The organism is Streptomyces sp. ERV7, from assembly GCF_001653515.1.
Lineage (GTDB): Bacteria > Actinomycetota > Actinomycetes > Streptomycetales > Streptomycetaceae > Streptomyces.
Genome location: NZ_LYOY01000029.1, coordinates 186,037 through 200,753 on the forward strand (window position 1 = coordinate 186,037; position 14,717 = coordinate 200,753).

The following is a 14,717-nucleotide window of genomic DNA, read 5'->3' on the forward strand; positions in this document are numbered from 1 at the left end:
TCTCTCCCAGGTACCCGTTGCATTTGCTCAGGAGATCGTCGATGACCTCTTCCGCATCCCCTCACTACGCCCCTTATCCATTTACAGACCATGCGCCTCGGCGGCCAAGGACCGAACGGGCAGTCCCATGGGCACAGTTGGCGCCCGGCGGCACAGCCACCGACAGCAGCATGGCCACCTCGTGACCGTGGTCGTGCCTTCGTGGCCGACGAGCGCGGTGGAGACCGACCGGCCAAGGGCCGCTGATCCACTGTTGATGGGTTATTGATCGCCAACTGGCCCACTGACGCTCGGAGTTCCGTTCGCGGTTTGGGAGGACCACGGATGACCGACTTCGTGACGCGGCGGCTCCCAAGGCGCGTGGCAAGGCACTTGAGGAGGCGCATTGAAGCAGAGGGGGGCTCCTGGACCGCCCAGGTCGCACCTCGATCAGATCTGTCGGTGTTGGGCAAGGCGCTGCCCTGAAGGACCCCGTTCGGGACACTGGGGTGCGGGCGGGGGGCGCGCACCCTGTTCCCGTGTGCCGAGGACAGGAGGCAGTCATGGCCCTGCATCGCAGCACGTGGCCCGTGGCCGGTGCGGCAGGTGTGCTCCTCGCCGTGGTGTTCGTCGCGGGCTGCTCGGACGGCGGTCCACCGAACCGGGGCACCGTACCGGCGAACAAGGGGGACCAACGGAGCGGGACGGACGGCTCGTCCGCCGGGAACCCGGCGGACGAAGCCTGGACGGCCGAGGCCCGGGACGCTGTCAACGTGGTGGACGATTTCTGGCGGTCACACTGGAATCAGCACTTCACCGGCACCTATCGCTCCCCGAAGGTCGTCGGCACGTACACGCCCAACACTCCACAGGCCCCGAGCTGCGGGAGCCAACCGGCCGTCCCGTACAACGCGTTCTACTGCCCGGCCGGCGACTTCATCGCCTGGGACGGAAAACTGATGAGCGACGGCTACGCCCAAGGCGACTCCTGGGTGTATCTGGTCATCGCCCATGAATGGGGCCACGCCGTGCAGCGCAGGGTCTTGGGGCTCAAGGACGTGGCCCAGGAACTCCAGGCGGACTGCCTGGCCGGGGCCACTCTGTTCGGCTCCGAGGAGCTGCAGTTCGAGCCGGGGGACACCGACGAACTGGCCCAGGCGCTGACCGCGCTCGCCGACGAGTCGCCCTGGACCAACTCCCAGGACCACGGCAACGCCGACCAGCGACTGTCGGCCTTCAGCACGGGAGGCCGGGGCGGGGTCAACGCCTGCCTGCCCAGCTGAGTGGCGTCATACCGGAGTCCGTCACCGTGTACGCGGACAACGGCCGCCGCGCCCAAGAGCGCGGCGGCCGTTGTCACTGGCTGCGGTATCCCCCTGCTCAGCGGGCGGTCATGATGCGGGTCTGCATCGGCAGGTCACCGGGCCCGGTGTAGTCGCCGTAGATCCGTACCCACACCCGGCCCTGCTCCCCCGGGTTGAGCTTGCGGTCCCGTCCCTCGAAAACCTCGGTGAGGGCCACGGTCTTGGTCTGCCACTTGTTGTTGCAGACGATGTCACCGCGCCGCAGCCACTTCCCGACATACGTCGTCGGCTGGGTCTCCGGCGCGGTCAGACCCACGTGAATACTCCGGTCCAGATTCGGCTTGCACCGGTAGGAGAACTGCACGACGTTCGGGGCGATCAGCTTGTTCGCGGTAATGCCCTCCGGCGGCCGGAACGGCTTCCCGGCAGCCGACGCGGGCAGCACGGCTCCCGAGGTGATGGCGGCGACAATCGCGGCGGTGGCGGTGATCTTGCCTATCTGCATGGTTTCCCCTCTGGTGTCATTCGGTCGGTCACGGCCCCTGCCAGAGCCCATGGCAGGGGAGAGAACGGGCGAACACAGGCTCCCCCGGCGGTGGCTGGTGGCCGCTGGTCGCAAGCCAACCAGGCCCGGGATTGTTCGGCAGCCCGCTGCTCGCGTACTGAACAATCCCGCTGACCTGTGGGAACGCGCACGAACGCGACTGATGGTCCGACCTGCTGCCCGCCTGATGCACCCAGAACACTGCCGGGCAGGCCGGACTCCTGATCTTGCCAACGCCCTTTCCTGCCATGGCGCCTCGACTACGCTTGCCATGATCACGGCCAAGATCGAGCGAGGGGGGTACGCCCATGCCGTACGAGACCGGCGCGACAGTGAAGCTGGCCAGGGATGTACAGGTCAGCGCAAACGACACAGCGGTCAGGGTCGGATTCCCCGGTCCGCTGTTCCTGGCCGAGGGCTTGGAGGGCATCGTCACGGGCGCGACGAAGGAAGCCACCGGCTTCGCCCAGCAGCAGGCCGCGCTCCTCGATCAGCAAATCCGCGCGGCCCTGCTCGCCGGCTTCGCGGCCGACCTGGTCGATCAGCTCCGTCGGCAGATCATCGGGCATGGCGCGTACGACGCGGGAGTCGGCGCTCAGATCACATACAAGGTGCGCTTCGCGAACGGGTTCGTTCTCGACGGTCTTGGGGAAGACTGGCTGACCGAAGCGTGAGCGTCTGCCACCACGCCCCTGTCGGCCGGGGGGGGCGGGCATGCGCGACATGGCGGACGGTGGCCGCCGAGGGAGCCAAAGACAGGCTCTCAGCGGCCACCGTGCTGGTGGGGCCCTCCTCAGCCCGGGTAGGTGATCGACCCCAGCGGCGGGCAGGGAATGATCCTGGTGTCGACGCCGGGGCGTTCGACGAAAGCCCGGGCCGCGGCAGCCTGTAGGCGGTGGGTGTCCAGGTCGTCGGCGTGCCAGGCGTCGCGCCTGGCACGGTCGTAGTCCCACGAGTCGTCGATGAGACTCAGGCTGGTATTGCCGGAGCTGCGCTGGAATTCCGCCTTCACGGCGGCCTGCTGGAGCGCGGTCTGGGTCGCGGCGAGGTCGATACGGGTGATCAGGACGCCGGGGGTGTTCGGTTCACGGGTCGGCATGGGTGCCTGCGGGAGCAGCGACACTCCGGTGTCGAGGCGGCCGATGTTGTCGACGGTCGCGTTCTGGGCTTCCCTCGACATGATCTGTATTTCCTGGTGCAGCCAGAAGAACTCGTCGAGGTCGGCCTGGGTGATACGCATCCGCCGGTACAGGGCTTGGAAGCGGGGATCGTGATGCAGCGGGCGTATCGGGGCGATGTGCAGCGACACGCAGTCGTTGAAGCCGCCTGACACCGCGGCCTCAAGGTGGAGGATGGCCACATCCACCTGCCCCTGTACGCACGCCAGCCCGCCCAGGCCCGCGTGGCCGGCCGCGGCGAGCCACGCACCGTCGGGGCCGAGCGCCGCGGCACGCGCGACGACATCATGGAGGCCCCTGGTGCCTGCCACGGCGGGTCCCTTGGTCAGGAGCTCCACCACCACTTCGTGATGACGGGCGGCCAGTGAGTTGACGGTGTCGACCATGGATCTCCTCGGACCTCGGTGGTGAAGAGCGGAGGGGGTGCTGATTCTGTAGCAACCCCCGTGGAAATGACGGACGGACGGGGTGCAAGGTTCCCGCTCATACCCGGGCGTGGATACGGGCCACATCGGCTTCGGAGCCTGCTCGACCGCCAGGTCAGTCTTGGCGTACGCAGTCGGCCCGAGCACCCCTCACAGGGCGCTCCGTTGACGCAAAAGCGGCCCCTGTGGGTGGCAAAGACCGCGAACCCCTCAAGTAGGTGCACCGTAATCGGCAGGATGGGGCCATGAACTACGGGCAAGAGGGAGCAGGCCGGGCGCGGCCACTGGTCGTGCGGGTCCCGGTGGAACCGGTGGAAGCCGTCGCGGAGGCAGACGCCGTTGACGCCGCCTTTCGGGCGGGCGGCGTCGCGGTGCGCGGTCCTGTGTTCGGGGTGGCCGCCCAGCGCGCCGAGGACGGGCCACGATGGCGCGTCGTGGTCCCCGTGACAGCGGCCAACCCGCAAGAAGCCCGCGACAGCCTCAACTCACAGCTGTGGTTCCGGGCGAAGGACAACGCCAAAGACCGAGCCGAACGGCGTGGGCTGCTGGCAGCGGTCGCCCGGCTGGAGCGCGAACGCGTCGAGGAACTCACCATGTTGGGGACCCGCTACCGCATCGTACGGGCCGAAGAGTACGCGGGTGCGGGCAGCGACGGGATCGAGCTGCCTCGCCCGAGTGACCCGGAGCCGGCCGTACCCGACTGGGACCCGAAAGCCCCGGTGGCACAGATCGACGACGGTCTGGTCCTGGACCCCGACGCGCCGCTCACCCCGGCCCAGGCCGCGGAAACCCTCGCCCTGCGCAACCTGTCCTACACCGGCACGCGCTTCCCCTCCCCCGTGCGCGACGACTCACACCGCGCCCGGGATTCTCACCCGGACGTCGTGCTGCTGCCCGCCACCTACACCCTCGTCGAACGCAGCGGTACAGGGTGGACACCCTCCAGCTCCCTGCACCCCACTCCGCATGAGGCCCGTAAGACACTGGAGTACACCCTGCTGCAGTTCGAACCCCTCCGACGCCGCCTCCTCCCCGACGTGCGCACCGACGCGCGCACTCTCCTGGCCGCCGGGGACTGCGACCCGCACACCGCCACACAGCTCGCCGCGTACGTCGCGGCCGCCGAGCGACTCCGCGCCGGACCGATCAACGAGCTGGAGGTCCACGGCACGCTCTACCGGATCGCCCGCACCCGCCGCATGCTCCGCGTCAACTCCCCGCCCCCACCGGCCCCGTCGCCCTCAGCCCACGATCCGGCCGTTCAGCACGATCCTGCTCGGCGCCGCCAGCGCCCGCACATCCGCCCTCGGGTCCTCCTCGTACACCACCAGGTCCGCGGGAGCGCCCTCCTCCAGGACCGGGCGGCCCAGCCAGGTGCGGGCGCCCCAGGCCGTGGCGGAGAGGGCGTCGACCGGGGGGATGCCCGCCCTGACCAGCTCCGCCACCTCCGCCGCGACCAGGCCGTGCGCCATCGAGCCGCCCGCGTCGGTGCCGACGAAGACCGGGATCCCGGCGTCGTAGGCCGAGCGGACCGTGTCGTAGCGGCGGGCATGGAGGCGGCGCATATGGGCCGACCAGACCGGGAACTTCGCCTCCCCGCCGTCCGCGAGGTGCGGGAACGTGGCGATGTTGACCAGGGTCGGGACGATGGCGACACCACGCTCGGCGAAGAGCGGGACGGTGTCCTCGGTGAGGCCCGTTGCGTGCTCGATACAGTCGATGCCCGCCTCGACCAGGTCCCGCAGCGAGTCCTCGGCGAAGCAGTGGGCCGTCACCCGGGCACCGAGCCGGTGCGCCTCGGCGATCGCCGCCTCGACCTCGCCGCGCGGCCAGCACGGCGACAGGTCGCCCACCTCGCGGTCGATCCAGTCGCCGACCAGCTTCACCCAGCCGTCACCGCGCCGCGCCTCGCGGGCCACGTACGCGACGAGGTCGCCGGGCTCGATCTCATGGGCGTAGTTGCGGATGTAGCGACGGGTGCGCGCGATGTGGCGGCCCGCCCGGATGATCTTCGGCAGGTCCTCGCGGTCGTCGATCCAGCGGGTGTCGGAGGGCGAGCCCGCGTCCCGCACCAGCAGCGTGCCCGTCTCCCGGTCCTGGAGGGCCTGCTTCTCGCTGGTCTCGTCGTCGACCGGGCCGTGCTGGTCGAGCCCGACGTGGCAGTGGGCGTCGACCAGGCCGGGCAGCGCCCAGCCGGTGACCGTGACGGCGTCCACCGCGCCCGGCGGGCGCTCGTAGGTGATCCGGCCGTCCACCGCCCACAGTTCCTCCCGCACCTCCTCGGGCCCGACGAGCACCCGCCCCTTCACATGCAGCACCACGTGATCGCTCATGGTCAGCACTGTACGAGGCGCTGGGTACGCTCGACCGGGTACACCCACCGACGTACCGAGTACACCCGCTGATGTGAAGAAGGCACCGCTGTGACGCACCCGTTCCTCGATCTGGCCCCGCTGACCGCCGCCCGCTTCGCGGCCATCGAGCGGCGGGTGGCCGCGCTGCTCGCCACCGAGCAGGACGTGGTGATCACGCAGGGCGAGGCACTGCTGCCGCTGGAGGGCTGCATCCGGGGCGCCGCGCACCCGGGCTCGACCGCGCTGAACGTGGTGACCGGCCCCTACGGCCAGACCTTCGGCAACTGGCTGCGGGACTGCGGCGCGCACGTGGTCGACCTGGAGGTCCCCTTCCACACGGCGGTCTCCGCCGAGGACGTCGACCGGGCGCTGAGCGAGCACCCGGAGATCGACTTCGTCTCCCTGGTCCACGCGGAGGCGGCGACCGGCAACACCAACCCGGTGGCGGAGATCGGCGAGGTGGTCCGCCGGCACGGCGCGCTGTTCATGCTGGACGCGGTCGCCTCGGTGGGCGCCGAGCCGCTGCTGCCGGACGCGTGGGGCGTGGACCTGTGCGTGATCGGCGCGCAGAAGGCGATGGGCGGCCCGGCGGGCGTCTCCGCGGTGTCGGTGAGCGAGCGCGCCTGGGCGCGGATCGCCGCCAACCCCAAGGCCCCGCGCCGCTCCTACCTCTCGCTGCTCGACTGGAAGGAGCGCTGGATCGACGGCGGCCGCAAGGCGCTGCCGCACGCTCCGGCGCAGCTGGAGATGCTGGCGCTGGAGGCCTGTGTGGAGCGGATCGAGGCGGCGGGCCTGGACACGGTGACGGCCCGGCACGCCTCGGCCGCGGCCGCGACCCGGGCGGGCGCCTCGGCGCTCGGCGGCGGGCTGGAGCCGTACGTCCACGAGGCGCGGGACGCGGCCCCGGTGGCCACGACGCTGCGCACCCCGGAGGGCGTCGACGCCTCGGAGCTGGTCGCCGAGGCGCTGGCGGCCGATCCGGCGCTGCCGCTGATCGCGGGCGGCGGGGCGCTGGCGAAGGAGATGATCCGGGTCAACCACTACGGGGCCGACGCCACCCCGGCCGCGGTGCGCGGCTCCCTCGTGGCGCTGGGTGCGGCGCTGGGCGCCACGGGCCGCGAGGTCGACACGGCAGCTGCCCTCAAGGCCGTTTCACAAACCTGGTAACACCTTTACCGCAGACAAATAGCCGATTAATTCCAGTAAACGGGAAGCCGCTTTATACAGAGCAGCTTCCCGTTTTCTTCTGCCCCGGCTTGTTGATCTCAAACGCAAGATCTCAACAAGGTTTTCGGGATGGTTGTACGGGTGTGATCGACTCCACAGAGGTGCCTTTTTGTCCGGGAATTACCGGACAAACCACCTCGCGCGTATGCCTGCGTGATAACACAGAACAGTGCTCAGCACACCCCCTCCCGGGAATGCGATTTCGATTTCCGCTGGGTAAATTCCCTCCGCATGACCGCCGCACAGACCGTTGTCCATATCGACACCCCACGCGTCGAGGACGGCGCCGCGATCTGGCGTATCGCCCGCGACTCACAAGTCCTGGACCTCAACTCCGCGTACAGCTATCTGCTCTGGTGCCGCGACTTCGCCGCCACCTCCGTGGTGGCGCGCGACGCCACCGGTGAGCCGATCGCCTTCGTCACCGGGTACGTCAGGCCCGACCGGCCCGAGACGCTCGTCGTCTGGCAGGTCGCCGTCGACCGCGAGCACCGGGGGCGCGGCCTGGCCGGCACCCTGCTCGAAGCGCTGACCGGCAAGGTCGCCGACTCGCACGGCGTCAGCTCCGTCGAGACCACCGTGACCCCCGACAACACCGCCTCCGACCGGCTGTTCACCGCCTTCGCCGAGCGGCGCGGCACCGCGCCCCGCCGCGAAGTGCTCTTCGACAGCGGCCTGTTCCCCGACGAGGGGCACAAGGCGGAAGTCCTCTACCGGATCGACCTGGGAGTACGACTGTGACCATCACCCCGCCCGCGCTGAGCGTCTTCGAGACCGTCGAGTCGGAGGTCCGCAGCTACTGCCGCGGCTGGCCCGCCGTATTCGACCGCGCCCAGGGCGCCCGGCTCACCGACGAGGACGGCCACGAGTACCTCGACTTCTTCGCCGGGGCCGGCTCGCTCAACTACGGCCACAACAACCCGGTGCTCAAACGCGCGCTGCTCGACTATCTGGAACGCGACGGCATCACCCATGGCCTGGATATGGCCACCACGTCGAAGCGCGCGTTCCTGGAGACGTTCCAGAACGTGATCCTGCGCCCGCGCGACCTGCCGTACAAGGTGATGTTCCCCGGCCCGACCGGCACCAACGCGGTCGAGGCGGCGCTGAAGCTGGCGCGGAAGGTGAAGGGCCGCGAGTCGATCGTCTCCTTCACCAACGCCTTCCACGGCATGTCGCTCGGCTCGCTCGCCGTCACCGGCAACGCCTTCAAGCGCGCCGGGGCCGGAATTCCGCTGGTGCACGGCACGCCGATGCCGTTCGACAACTACCTGGACGGGCAGGTGCCCGACTTCCTGTGGTTCGAGCGGCTCCTGGAGGACCAGGGCTCCGGGCTCAACAAGCCCGCCGCCGTGATCGTGGAGACCGTGCAGGGCGAGGGCGGCATCAATGTGGCGCGGCCCCAGTGGCTGCGCGCGCTCGCCGACCTCTGCCGTCGCCAGGACATGCTCCTGATCGTCGACGACATCCAGATGGGGTGCGGGCGCACCGGCGCGTTCTTCTCGTTCGAGGAGGCGGGCATCACCCCGGACATCGTCACCCTGTCCAAGTCGATCAGCGGCTACGGACTGCCCATGTCGCTGTGCCTGTTCAGGCCGGAGCTGGACGTGTGGGAGCCGGGCGAGCACAACGGCACCTTCCGCGGCAACAACCCGGCCTTCGTCACCGCGACCGCGGCCCTGGAGGCGTACTGGGCCGACGGCGGCGCCCTGGAGAAGCAGACCCGGGCCCGCGGCGAGCAGGTCGAGCAGGCGCTGATCTCCATCACCGAGGAGAACCTGGTCGACGTCAAGGAGTACCGGGGCCACGGCCTGGTCTGGGGCATGGAGTTCCACGACAAGGCGCGGGCGAGCGCGGTGGCGCGGCGCGCCTTCGACCTCGGTCTCCTCGTCGAGACCTCGGGCCCGCAGAGCGAGGTCGCCAAGCTCCTCCCGCCGCTCACGATCACCGAGGACGAGCTCGACGAGGGGCTGCGCACCCTCGCCCGCGCCGTCCGCGAGACGGCGGTCTGACCCGCGGGGCGACCACCCCGCACGCACTACAGAGAAAAGAGCAACCCACTGTGATCGTCCGCTCGTTGAAGGACATCGAGAACACCGAACGCCATGTCCGCGCCGCCTCCGGCACCTGGGAGAGCAAGCGGATCGTGCTCGCCAAGGAGAAGGTCGGCTTCTCCCTGCACGAGACCGTGCTGTACGCGGGCACCGAGACGTCGATGTGGTACGCCAACCACATCGAGGCGGTGCTGTGCGTGGAGGGCGAGGCCGAGCTCACCGACCACGAGAGCGGCGAGACCCACTGGATCGAGCCCGGCACGATGTACCTGCTGAACGGCCATGAGCGCCACACCCTGCGCCCCAAGACCGACTTCCGCTGCGTCTGCGTCTTCAACCCGCCCGTCACCGGACGGGAGGACCACGACGAGAACGGCGTCTACCCGCTGCTCACCGAACCCGAGGAGGGCTGATCACCATGCAGGACCTGTACCCCACCCGAGGCGCCACCGAAGTAGTGACTCCCCGTCAGGACCCCGTCGTCTGGGGGCCGTCCGAGGGATTCGAGTCGTACGAGAAGGACGGCTTCCTCACCGTCGACCAGCTGCTCGCCGACGACGAGGTGGCCTTCTACCGGCGTGAGCTGGAGCGGATGATCGCCGATCCGGCGGTGCGCGCCGACGAGCGGGCGATCGTGGAGCCCTCGACGCAGTCCGTGCGCTCGGTCTTCGAGGTGCACCGCATGAGCGAGATCTTCGCGGGTCTCGTGCGCGACGAGCGCGTGGTCGGCACCGCCCGGCGGATCCTGGGCTCGGACGTGTACGTCCACCAGTCGCGCATCAACGTGAAGCCGGGGTTCGGGGCGTCGGGCTTCTACTGGCACTCGGACTTCGAGACCTGGCACGCCGAGGACGGTCTGCCGAACATGCGCACCGTCTCCGTGTCGATCGCGCTCACCGAGAACCACGACACCAACGGCGGCCTGATGATCATGCCCGGTTCGCACCGGGACTTCCTCGGGTGCGCCGGGGCCACGCCCAAGGACAACTACAAGAAGTCGCTGCAGATGCAGGACGCGGGCACGCCCTCCGACGAGGCGCTCACCAAGATGGCGGACCGGCACGGGATCCGGCTGTTCACGGGCCGCGCGGGCTCGGCGACCTGGTTCGACTGCAACTGTATGCACGGCTCCGGGGACAACATCACCCCGTATCCGCGCAGCAACGTCTTCATCGTCTTCAACAGCGTGGAGAACGCGGCGGCCGAGCCGTTCGCGGCCCCGATACGCCGCCCGGAGTTCATCGGCGCCAGAGACTTCACTCCGGTGCCGTGACCGGTGGGGGGTGGCCCCCACGCGACCGTACGGTGATCGTTGGTACGGTCGGCCCATGGCTGATGACTCTTCACGAACTCCCGTCACCGCGGCCGATGTCGAGCACGCCGTGCGGCTCTCGGTCACCGCGCTGCGGGCGGGTCTCGCCGCGGACTGGAGCGTGAAGGCCGGCTCCCTGGAGTGGGACTGCTGGGAGACCGTCGAGCACCTCTCGGACGACCTCTTCGCGTACGCCGTGCAGCTCGGCCCGCAGCAGCCGCCGCTGGACGGCGAGGTGCCGTACCTGTGGGAGGCGAAGCGTCCCGGCGGGCCGCGCAACGCGGTGCACGCGGACCGCGCGGCCGGGCCCGCCGGGCTCCTTCAGACCCTGGAGGCGAGCGGCGCCCTGCTGACCGCGATGGTGCGCACGTCCTCCCCGGATGTGCGCGCCTTCCACGGCTTCGGCGTCTCGGACCCGGAGGGCTTCGCGGCGATGGGCGTCGTCGAGACGCTGCTGCACACCCACGACGTGGCCGAGGGGCTCGGGGTCACCTGGGCACCGCCCGGCGGGCTGTGCGACCGGGTGCTCGCGCGGCTGTTCCTCGAGGTTCCGGCGGACCCGGACCGGTGGCACGTTCTGCTGTGGGCCACCGGCCGGGCGGAGCTGCCGGAGCTGCCGCGCCGGGAGTCCTGGCGCTGGTACGGCGAACCGCTCAGTGACGCAGCCAGATCCTGAGGCCGCCGACCGGGGTGAACCCGGCGCGGACGGCGGCCGCGAGGTCGTCACCGCTCTCGTAGCCGACCACGTCGAGGCCGGGCCGGTGCCGGGCGAGCGTGCCCAGGCAGCCGGCCCAGGCAGCGTCGAGGTCGCCGTCGGCCGCGAACAGGTTGGAGACGCCCACCACCGACTCGCTGGTACTGGCGACGGCGCCCGCGACGGTCCGGCCCGTCGCGTCCCGCGCCGCGAGGAAGGCGTGGGAGCCCTCGGCGAGGAGCGCGGCCGGGAACAGACCGCCGCCGTCCCCGTCCGCCCACGCCTGCTCCCACCGCTCCAACTCGGCTTCGGTACGCACGAGTTCCCACCCGCCCTCGCCCGGCCCGGGCGCGGGGCGATGGATCCACTGGGCGTCGAAGAGGACCTCGAAGCCGTCGGACGTCAGGTCGAGGGTGGCGAAGCTGTCCTTGACCGAGGCGCCCGGTGAGGCGTCGATGCCCGCCGTGATCTCGTGCGCCGCGGCGGCCGGGTCGAGGGTCACCGCGTCGGGGTAGAGCGGCGGGGTGCGCCGGGCGCTGGTCCAGGCGTGCGGGCCCCACGCGCCCGTGATGCCGTGGGCGCGGCAGAGCGCCTCGCACCACTCGGCGTTGTTGCGGGCGGCGGCGCGCGCCCTGACGTCCTGCTCGATGTCCATGGTCACGGCCCGATCCTCCCTCGGGGGGCCGGGCCGTGACCATCGGGTTTTCCTGGGTCAGGCGACCACGGCGGCGTCCAGGGCCGGGTAGTCGAGGTAGCCCTTGTCGTCGCCGCCGAAGAAGGTGGCCGGGTCGGGGGTGTTGAAGGGGCCGCCCGTCTCCAGCCGCCGCGGCAGGTCGGGGTTGGCGAGGAAGAGCGCCCCGTACGAGAGCAGGTCGGCGGTGCCGTCCTCGATGAGCCCGAGCGAGTCCGGGCCGGTGGGGCCTTCGGTGGCCGCGTTGAGCACGACCGTGCCCTCGAAGAGCTTGCGCAGGTTCCGGGTGAGGTCGCGCAGCCCGGGGCCGCCCTCCAGGATGTGCAGATAAGCGAGCCCGACGGGCGCCAGCTCGCGGACCAGCGCGGTGTACGTGGCCTCCGGCGCGGGCTCGCTGATGTCGTTGTAGCTGTTTCCGGGCGAGATGCGCAGGGCGGTGCGGCCCGCGCCGATCTCGGCGGCGACGGCCTTGACGACCTCGACGGCGAACCGGGTGCGGGCCTCGTCGGAGCCGCCCCAGCGGTCGGTGCGCACATTGGTGTGGGGCGCCAGGAACTGGTGGATGAGGTAGCCGTTGGCGCCGTGCAGCTCGACGCCGTCGAAGCCGGCCGCGATGGCGTTGCGCGCCGCCGAGGCGTAGGCGCCGATGGTCTCGACGACCTCGTCGTCCGTCAGCTCGCGCGGGGTGGGGAAGTCCTGCGGGCCGTTGTGCGTGTAGACCTTCCCGGCGGCGGCGACCGGGGACGGGGCGACGTTGACCAGCTCGCCGGGGAGCAGGTCGGGGTGGCCGATGCGGCCGGCGTGCATCAGCTGGGCGAAGATGCGGCCGCCCTCGGCGTGTACGGCGTCGGTGACCTCGCGCCAGGCGGCGACCTGCTCCTCGCTGTGCAGCCCGGGGGTGTCCGGGTAGCCCTGGCCGACGGCGGCCGGCTGGATGCCCTCGCTGATGATCAGCCCGGCACCGGCTCGCTGGGCGTAGTACGCGGCCGTGGACGCGGTGGGCGAGTTGCCCGGGCCGTAGGCGCGGCTGCGGGTCATCGGCGCCATGGCGATGCGGTTGGGGAGGTGGAGGCCGGACAGGTCGATCGGGTCGAAGGCGGTGGTCATGACAGCTCCAGGGGAGGGTTATGTGGTCGGCCAAGTAATCCGACGCGCTTCACTGTAACCCATTCATTGGCCGACCAAGGTAAAGTTGTGGCATGACCACGGACGCACCCACCCCAGACCCTCTCTGTACGGAGACGGGGCCCTCCGTCTGCGCCGAGCTGTCCCGCACCCCGGAGGCGGCGCGCGGGGGCCCGATCAGCCACGCCGTCTCACGGGTGGCCCGGCTGCACCGCGTCGCCGCGGGCCGGCTGCTGCGCACGACCGGGCTCTACGCGGGCCAGGAGATCCTGATGATGCATCTGTGGGACGCGGGCGCGGTGCGCCAGTCCGAGCTGATCAGGGTGCTTGAGCTGGACCCGTCGACGGTGACGAAGATGCTCCAGCGGCTGGAGCAGTCGGGCCAGGTCCGCCGCCGACCCGACCCCACCGACCGGCGCGCCTCCCTGGTCGAGGCGACCGAGGCGAGCTGCGCCCTGCACGACGAGGTGGAGGCGGCCTGGTGCGACCTGGAGGAGAAGACCCTGGCGGGCCTCACCCCCAGGGAGCGCACCGAACTGGCCCGCCTCCTGGCAAAGGTGGAAGCGAACCTCTGCCCGATGGCGGACCCGGAGAACTGCTGAGAGCCTGCCTTTGAACCCCTGAGGGCGCGCGGGGAGCGGCGCGGCAGACGACCCGATCAGGGGCGCGGGGAACGGCGTGAGCGGCCGCACACGACCCGCGGCCGGACTCACCGCACCCCGCGAGGGTCACCCGGCGAGCACCTCCAGCGCCCGGTCCACGTCGCGGGACGAGTTGTACAGGTGGACGGCGAACCGCAGGTTCCCGCCCCGCTCCGACGCGTAGACCCCCGCCCGCAGCAACTCCGGCTGCTTCCCGCCCAGCCCCGGCACGGCGACGATCGCCGAGTCCGGGGCGACGACCCCGTGCCCCAGCTCCGCGAGCCCCGCCCGCAGCCGCCCGGCGAGCGCCAGGTCGTGCGCGTGGACGGCGTCGACGCCCACGGCCTCAAGCCCCGCCAGCGACTCCGCGGCCGCGTGGTACGACAGGAACGACGCGGGCTCGTCGTACCGCCGCGCGGTCCCCGCGAGGGCCCGCACCGGCCCGTAGTTGTCGGACAGGTCCTCCGCCGCGAACCACCCCGAGTGCAGCGCCGCCAGCCCCTCCTGGGCCTCCTCGGTCACCGTCAGGAAGGACGTGCCCCGCGGACAGGTCAGGAACTTGAAGCCGGCCGTGACCGTGTAGTCGTACGCGCCCGCGTCCAGCGGCAGCCACCCCGCCGACTGGCTGGCGTCGAGGAGCGTACGGGCCCCGTGCGCGGCCGCGGCGGCCCGTACGGCCGCGAGGTCCGCGACCCGCCCGTCGACGGACTGGACGGACGAGAAGGCGACCAGCGCCGTGCCCGGCCGCACCTCCTCGGCCAGCGACTCCAGCGGCACGTACCGCATCTTGAGGTCGCCGCGTACCGCGAAGGGCTGCACCACCGAGCTGAACTCGCCCTCGGGCGCGAGGACTTCGGCCCCGGCGGGCAGCGAGTGGGCGATCAGGGCGACGTGCACCGAGACGGACGAGCCGAGCGCGACCCGGTCGGCGCCGACCCCCACGAGCCGGGCGAACGAAGCACGGGCGGCGGCGAGCGCGTCGAAGCCGCCCGCACCCTCGCGGGTGCCCGCCGCGTTCTCCGCGGCGAGGCGTGCGATGGCGTCGACGGCACGCCGGGGCAGCAGCCCGCAGCCGGAGGTGTTCAGATACGTCGTCTCGGGCGCGAACGCGTCGCCCGACAGGGGCTCCAGGATCTCCATGATCCCACCCTGCGGTCGCGGGGAACTGCGCGACCAGCCCCCACCGGGC

At 71.0% G+C, this 14,717-nt stretch carries 15 protein-coding genes and 1 pseudogene; 10 read left to right on the forward strand and 6 right to left on the reverse strand.

Going from position 1 to position 14,717, the window contains the following annotated elements; genetic code table 11:
• Positions 1-542 precede the first annotated feature (542 nt).
• Positions 543-1,262, forward strand: coding sequence for a neutral zinc metallopeptidase (locus tag A8W25_RS07145; RefSeq protein ID WP_067157717.1), 720 nt, complete (start codon positions 543-545; stop codon positions 1,260-1,262).
• Positions 1,263-1,359: 97 nt separating this feature from the next.
• Here A8W25_RS07145 and A8W25_RS07150 read toward each other — a convergent pair whose 3' ends face one another.
• Positions 1,360-1,788, reverse strand: a complete 429-nt coding sequence (locus A8W25_RS07150) for a hypothetical protein (RefSeq protein ID WP_067157720.1) — start codon at positions 1,786-1,788, stop codon at positions 1,360-1,362.
• 347 nt (positions 1,789-2,135) lie between these two features.
• Here A8W25_RS07150 and A8W25_RS07155 point away from each other — a divergent pair, with 347 nt between their 5' ends.
• Complete coding sequence (locus A8W25_RS07155; protein ID WP_067157723.1) at positions 2,136-2,501, forward strand: hypothetical protein; 366 nt, start codon at positions 2,136-2,138, stop codon at positions 2,499-2,501.
• A gap of 119 nt (positions 2,502-2,620) precedes the next feature.
• On the opposite strand, the gene A8W25_RS07160 is transcribed toward A8W25_RS07155, so the two are convergent.
• Positions 2,621-3,391 (reverse strand): hypothetical protein, encoded by a 771-nt coding sequence (locus tag A8W25_RS07160; protein WP_067157726.1) that lies wholly within the window; start codon positions 3,389-3,391, stop codon positions 2,621-2,623.
• Between the two features lie 284 nt (positions 3,392-3,675).
• Here A8W25_RS07160 and A8W25_RS34750 point away from each other — a divergent pair.
• Positions 3,676-4,626, forward strand: a pseudogene (locus A8W25_RS34750) (DUF5954 family protein); the annotation flags it as partial.
• 45 nt (positions 4,627-4,671) lie between these two features.
• On the opposite strand, the gene A8W25_RS07170 reads toward A8W25_RS34750, so the two are convergent.
• A complete protein-coding gene (locus tag A8W25_RS07170; protein ID WP_067160742.1) occupies positions 4,672-5,763 on the reverse strand; it encodes an amidohydrolase family protein in 1,092 nt (363 codons plus the stop codon).
• A 90-nt stretch (positions 5,764-5,853) separates the two neighbouring features.
• On the opposite strand from A8W25_RS07170, the gene A8W25_RS07175 reads away from it, so the two are divergent.
• The 6 genes from A8W25_RS07175 (at position 5,854) to A8W25_RS07200 (ending at position 11,053) form a co-directional block, all read left to right on the forward strand.
• The gene (locus tag A8W25_RS07175; RefSeq protein ID WP_067157732.1) at positions 5,854-6,951 is read left to right on the forward strand and encodes a pyridoxal-phosphate-dependent aminotransferase family protein; all 1,098 of its coding nucleotides are present in this window, start codon (positions 5,854-5,856) and stop codon (positions 6,949-6,951) included.
• A gap of 291 nt (positions 6,952-7,242) precedes the next feature.
• Complete coding sequence (gene ectA / locus A8W25_RS07180) at positions 7,243-7,752, forward strand: diaminobutyrate acetyltransferase (protein ID WP_067157735.1); 510 nt, start codon at positions 7,243-7,245, stop codon at positions 7,750-7,752.
• Complete coding sequence (gene ectB, locus A8W25_RS07185; RefSeq protein WP_067157738.1) at positions 7,749-9,023, forward strand: diaminobutyrate--2-oxoglutarate transaminase; 1,275 nt, start codon at positions 7,749-7,751, stop codon at positions 9,021-9,023. Before ectA ends, ectB begins: the two co-directional genes overlap by 4 nt.
• A 50-nt stretch (positions 9,024-9,073) precedes the next feature.
• Positions 9,074-9,478 (forward strand): ectoine synthase, encoded by a 405-nt coding sequence (locus tag A8W25_RS07190; RefSeq protein ID WP_067157741.1) that lies wholly within the window; start codon positions 9,074-9,076, stop codon positions 9,476-9,478.
• 5 nt (positions 9,479-9,483) lie between these two features.
• Complete coding sequence (gene thpD, locus A8W25_RS07195; protein WP_067157744.1) at positions 9,484-10,338, forward strand: ectoine hydroxylase; 855 nt, start codon at positions 9,484-9,486, stop codon at positions 10,336-10,338.
• A gap of 55 nt (positions 10,339-10,393) precedes the next feature.
• Positions 10,394-11,053 carry a hypothetical protein gene (locus A8W25_RS07200; RefSeq protein ID WP_067157747.1) on the forward strand — a complete coding sequence of 220 codons (660 nt, stop codon included), beginning with the start codon at positions 10,394-10,396 and terminating at the stop codon, positions 11,051-11,053.
• On the opposite strand, the gene A8W25_RS07205 is transcribed toward A8W25_RS07200, so the two are convergent.
• Positions 11,031-11,726, reverse strand: coding sequence for a hypothetical protein (locus A8W25_RS07205; protein ID WP_067160745.1), 696 nt, complete (start codon positions 11,724-11,726; stop codon positions 11,031-11,033). The genes A8W25_RS07200 and A8W25_RS07205 overlap by 23 nt on opposite strands.
• A gap of 57 nt (positions 11,727-11,783) precedes the next feature.
• Positions 11,784-12,869 (reverse strand): alkene reductase, encoded by a 1,086-nt coding sequence (locus A8W25_RS07210; protein ID WP_067157751.1) that lies wholly within the window; start codon positions 12,867-12,869, stop codon positions 11,784-11,786.
• 92 nt (positions 12,870-12,961) lie between these two features.
• Here A8W25_RS07210 and A8W25_RS07215 point away from each other — a divergent pair, with 92 nt between their 5' ends.
• Complete coding sequence (locus A8W25_RS07215) at positions 12,962-13,489, forward strand: MarR family winged helix-turn-helix transcriptional regulator (protein WP_079125876.1); 528 nt, start codon at positions 12,962-12,964, stop codon at positions 13,487-13,489.
• A 126-nt stretch (positions 13,490-13,615) separates the two neighbouring features.
• On the opposite strand, the gene A8W25_RS07220 is transcribed toward A8W25_RS07215, so the two are convergent.
• Positions 13,616-14,668: an aminotransferase class V-fold PLP-dependent enzyme gene (locus A8W25_RS07220; protein WP_067157755.1), complete on the reverse strand. Its 1,053-nt coding sequence runs from the start codon at positions 14,666-14,668 to the stop codon at positions 13,616-13,618.
• Positions 14,669-14,717 lie beyond the last annotated feature (49 nt).